Annotated in this window: 4 protein-coding genes; all 4 read right to left on the reverse strand. The window is 62.6% G+C overall.

Annotated elements, in window-relative coordinates; genetic code table 11:
• Positions 1-214: hypothetical protein (locus tag RR928_RS14205; RefSeq protein ID WP_332683027.1), on the reverse strand; the 214-nt coding region annotated here is incomplete at its 3' end.
• Between the two features lie 10 nt (positions 215-224).
• Positions 225-1,526 carry an HD-GYP domain-containing protein gene (locus tag RR928_RS14210; protein WP_332547906.1) on the reverse strand — a complete coding sequence of 434 codons (1,302 nt, stop codon included), beginning with the start codon at positions 1,524-1,526 and terminating at the stop codon, positions 225-227.
• A 102-nt stretch (positions 1,527-1,628) separates the two neighbouring features.
• Positions 1,629-3,134: a chemotaxis protein CheW gene (locus RR928_RS14215; protein ID WP_332683023.1), complete on the reverse strand. Its 1,506-nt coding sequence runs from the start codon at positions 3,132-3,134 to the stop codon at positions 1,629-1,631.
• A gap of 9 nt (positions 3,135-3,143) precedes the next feature.
• A partial coding sequence (locus tag RR928_RS14220) for a methyl-accepting chemotaxis protein (RefSeq protein ID WP_442881919.1) occupies positions 3,144-4,487 on the reverse strand: 1,344 nt, incomplete at its 5' end.

The following is a 4,487-nucleotide window of genomic DNA, read 5'->3' on the forward strand; positions in this document are numbered from 1 at the left end:
AATACTGTTCGCCGGCAGCCTGCGCGCGGCCGCGGTGATGGGCCTGGAACGGGCATGACCCTATGCCTGCCTGAAGAACGTACTCACGCGCTTGCCCACGCACCGGGCCAGCCGGATCGAGGAACTGCTGGCAGGCTCCGAACTCCTGATCGATACCTGGGTGGCCGTTGAAGGTCAACCGGGGATCGCCGCGCATCGCCTTGGGGCCGGACAATGCCGTCCTCTCAGCAGGCAGGTTGCGCCAAGCCCGACCACAATTCGTTGAGATCCGTGAAGTTCCACTTGCCGGGATTTTCCCGCGCCACGATCTTCTCGGCCGGATCTTGCTGGGCGAGGTCGATGACCATGGTCGGGATGCGCTGGTTCGACTTCGTCGAAAAGAACACCTTGATCTTGGGCGATATCAGCGATTGCTGGCCCTGCTCGATCACCACCCCGATGCGGCCCGAAGTCAGCCGCACCAGCGAGCCCACGGGATAGATGCCTATGCTCTTGACGAAGGCCTGGAACAGCCGCGGGTCGAGGTGTCCGTTGGTCCACTCCGCCATGCAGCGCAGCGACTCCGCCGGATCCCAGCCGCGCTTGTAGGCGCGGTCGGATGTGACCGCGTCATACACGTCGCAGATGGCCGTCATGCGTGCGATCAGGGAAATCTCTTCACCCTTGAGCTTGTCCGGATAGCCCGTACCGTCCATCTTCTCGTGGTGATGGCGGCAGGCGTCGAGCACCGCCGCGTCCGCGCTGTCGCCTGCCTTGAGCATGGCGTAGCCTTGCACTGCATGGTCCTGCACCATGGCGAACTCCTCGTCCGTCAACTTTCCCGGCTTGTTGAGCACGGCCAGCGGTATGGCTGCCTTGCCCAGGTCATGCAGCAGGCCCGCCATGCCGGCAAGGCGCGTTTGCTCCTCATCCAGGCGGATTTGCCTGGCCAGCGCCACCATCAGTGCGCAAACCGCCACTGAATGCATGTAGGTGTAGTTGTCCGCCGTCTTCAGCCGGGCCAGGCTGATCAGCGCGCTGGGGTTGCGCGTGACGGAGTCGGAGATTTCCTCGACCAGATTGCGCGCATTCTCCGAGTTCACTGCCTGGCCCATGCGTGCCTCGTTGAACATCGAGACCACGGCCTGCTTCGCTTGCACGCAGATCGACGCCGCGGCTTGCAATTCGACGCTGATGCTGGTCGGAGCGCGGCCCAGTGCATGAGAGAAAACAGGCGCAGGCGGCGGGCTTTGGGGATGGGGTGTGGCCGCCACCATCGGCATCAGCATGTCGAGCATGCCGAATTCGGTCTCCACCTGGAAATCCGCTTCATCACGCGAGACGGCCTGCACGCCTGCGGCCACATCGAGGCCCCGCGAAGTGTCGATCCAGACCTCCTTGATGGCCGTGGCGTGGATCCGTGCCAGGTCCTTGGGCTCCTTGAGAACGAACTTGGCGCGCCAGAACGGATGGTCCATCCAGGAACTGCAGAAGTCGTGTACGTACATGCCCAGAGTCAGATGTTGAATGCGGATTCGCTTGAGCATGAAAACTTTCCATTTCGGGCTGCGCACTCCGGCAGCGATCAGATTCCTAAATACCAGAATGCCTCTTTCGGCGCTACGCGCGTGAACGCTGTGCCGGTTTTTTTACATTTCTCTCATGCTTTTGGGTACGTCCCGAATTGACCCGAGGTCCACGACTTCGTAACTGCATTGCTTGTCTCCCATCGCGCAGGTGAGCAGGTCGAGGCTGCGGCCGTGGTTCAGGCGCAGCGAAATAATGGAGCCCGCCAAAGCCGGTACCAGGTCAAGGACGGCCTCCACCACGAGAGCGGTCAACGCCTCGCCCTCCTGCATGATGAGCACGCGTGCTTCGGGCCCCGCAATGCATGCCATGCCGTCGGTGAGCCTGCGCAGGTCAAGCAGCGGAACCAGTTTCCCGCGCCAGGGGAAGTGGGTGGGTTCGGGCAGGTTGTCGTCTGCGCCGGCCGGCGGGCACATGGCAATATGCTGAATGCTTTTGAGGCGCGCGGCCACGGTGCGGCCGGCCTCGATGATCAGGTATGCCTCTGGTGCGACTTTGCTGGCCAGCGCTGCGGTACGGCCCTGGACAAGCTCTACCGGGCTGGTGCGCGCAGGCTCAGGGGCCGGCGCTTGCATGGGTTGCGGGCTGGCAGCACCTATGGCGCTCATGGAAAATGCGCTCAACAGCGCGGCAGCCGACAGCAGCTGTATGGGCGGTGCTCCCGCATCGCCGGGATCGGGCGCCACTTCGGTGACCAAGGCGGTGATGGCCGGCTGCAGGCGGCTTGACGCAAACCGCTGTACTGCCACCAGGCGGTCGACCAGAACTCCCAGGGCCGCGCTTTCCGTGCGCACCACCATCAGCCAGGCCTGCATCGGGCTATCGGCGGGCGGCAGTGCCATCCCCAATTCGTGGTGAATCCGCACGACTGGGATGTTGCGCCGGCCCCATGTAAAAGCGCCTTGCAGGCCTTTTGCCAATTGGGGCAGCTTCTGTATCGGCGGAGTTTGCAAGATGCTGCCTATGGCCTGGACCGGCAAGGCGAAGCGCAATCCCTGCAGTTCGGCCACGACATAAGTCTCGGTGCACGCATTGCCGGCGGCTTCCGTGGCGCTGCGCGCAGCGGGTGGAGCGTCGGATGCCGGCCGCTCGAGCGCTTGTTCCTGCACCCAGACCTGGGTCTGTTGCATCACATGCGCGGTATCCAGCAGGGGAATCGGGTATTCGCAGCCGTCCACTTTCAGAACGCTGTGGAACAACTCGTGCGCGGCTGTCTCATGGTGTACCCGTTGCACCGCACCATCTCCAACGACCGCGATACCGACCGTGCGTTCGATGGCGATTGCGGTCATTCGGCCGCAGTGTTGCAGTATCAGCACCTGGGCATGGATGGCCGCCTCTCCTGCCTGCCGCAGGCTGCCCCAGCAAGCGAGATCGACCACGGGCACCACCTTGCCCTGATGATGCAACACGCCCACGAGTGGTCGTTCGCTGCGCGGCAAATGGCCGGCCGCTCCATTGAACGGCATCGCCTGGCTGACTTCGCCCACCGATACGGCCAATGTGACGCCAGCCATGCGCACCATTGCATAGCGGTTGTGACTGGTTGGTGAACGAGATGGATGCATTGTCCAGTCCTAACCCCGGCTCGACGCGCCATGCAATTCGGACAGCAGGCGCGCGGCGCTGTGCGTGGCTTCGGCTTGCTGGGCGCAGGCCTTGTGGATGTCCGTCATCGCTCCGCACGAGTTGCCCACGGCACGCGTGATTTTCGAGAATACATCTTCGACCTGTTCCGAGAGGCGGCTGCCTTCTTCGATACGCGCCATGGTCTCGGTCATCAATTGGCTGATGCCCTTGGTCGCGGCGGCAGACTTTTCCGCCAGTTTGCGGACCTCGTCGGCGACTACCGAAAATCCCAGTCCATGTTCCCCAGCGCGCGCGGCTTCAATGGCGGCGTTGAACGCCAGCAGGTTGGTCTGGCTGGCGATGTCGCGGATGCTGTCCACAATTTCGTTGACACTGCGGGACGCATTCTGGATCTGCCGTGTCGCTTCGCGCGAGCGCTCGAGCAGCGCCGCGCCGCCGCAAGCTTGCTCCTGTGCCGCCAGCACCAGCGCTAGCGACTGCTGGGAGCTTTTGGTGATGCCATCGGTGGAGCCCGAGAGCTGCTCCAGCACGGCGGATATCGCCGGGACTTTCTCGCGTATCGTCTGATCCCTATGCACCTGTTCGGTGACGTCCATGGCGAATTTCACCACCTTGTAAGGATTGCCGTTGGCGTCCGTGATGGCGTTGTAGGTGGCCTGTATCCAGACCTCGGCGCCATGCTTGCCCAGCCGCATGTAACGGCCGCTCTGGAACCGGCCTTGCGACAGATCCGCCCAGAAGTTGCGGTATTCGGCGGATTTGACCAACTCCGGGGTGCAGAACATGCTGTGGTGCCGCCCCTGGATTTCCGGCAAGGTGTAGCCCAGCGCGCGCAAAAAGTTGGCGTTGGCGTCGATGACGTTGCCCTGCATGTCGAACTCTATGGCTGCCTGCGAACGCGACAGGGCATCGAGCTTGCCCTTGAATTCGCTGTTGCGCATTTTTTCCGCAGTGATGTCCGTGGCGAACTTGACCACGCTTTCAGGCCGTCCCTGGGCGTTGAGCACGGGGTTGTAGGACGCCTGTATCCAGATCTCTTTTCCCTGCTTGTCCAGGCGCCGATATTCCCCGGCATCGAATTCGCCTTTTCCCAGCCGTTCCCAGAAGAATGCATATTCGCGTGATGCTGCGAACTCCGGCGTGCAGAACATGCGATGGTGCTGGTTCTGTACTTCCTGCAGCGTATACCCGAAGGTATGGAGAAAATTCTCATTGGCATGCACGACACGGCCGTCGAGCGAGAACTCGATGATCGCCTGGACGCGGTTGATGGCATCGTAGAGCGCCTGGGTGCGTGGGCCCTGGTCCGGTAGCTGGAATGCGCAAGCGGC

It is taken from the genome of Comamonas sp., assembly GCF_036666375.1.
Taxonomy (GTDB): Bacteria; Pseudomonadota; Gammaproteobacteria; order Burkholderiales; family Burkholderiaceae_C; genus Comamonas.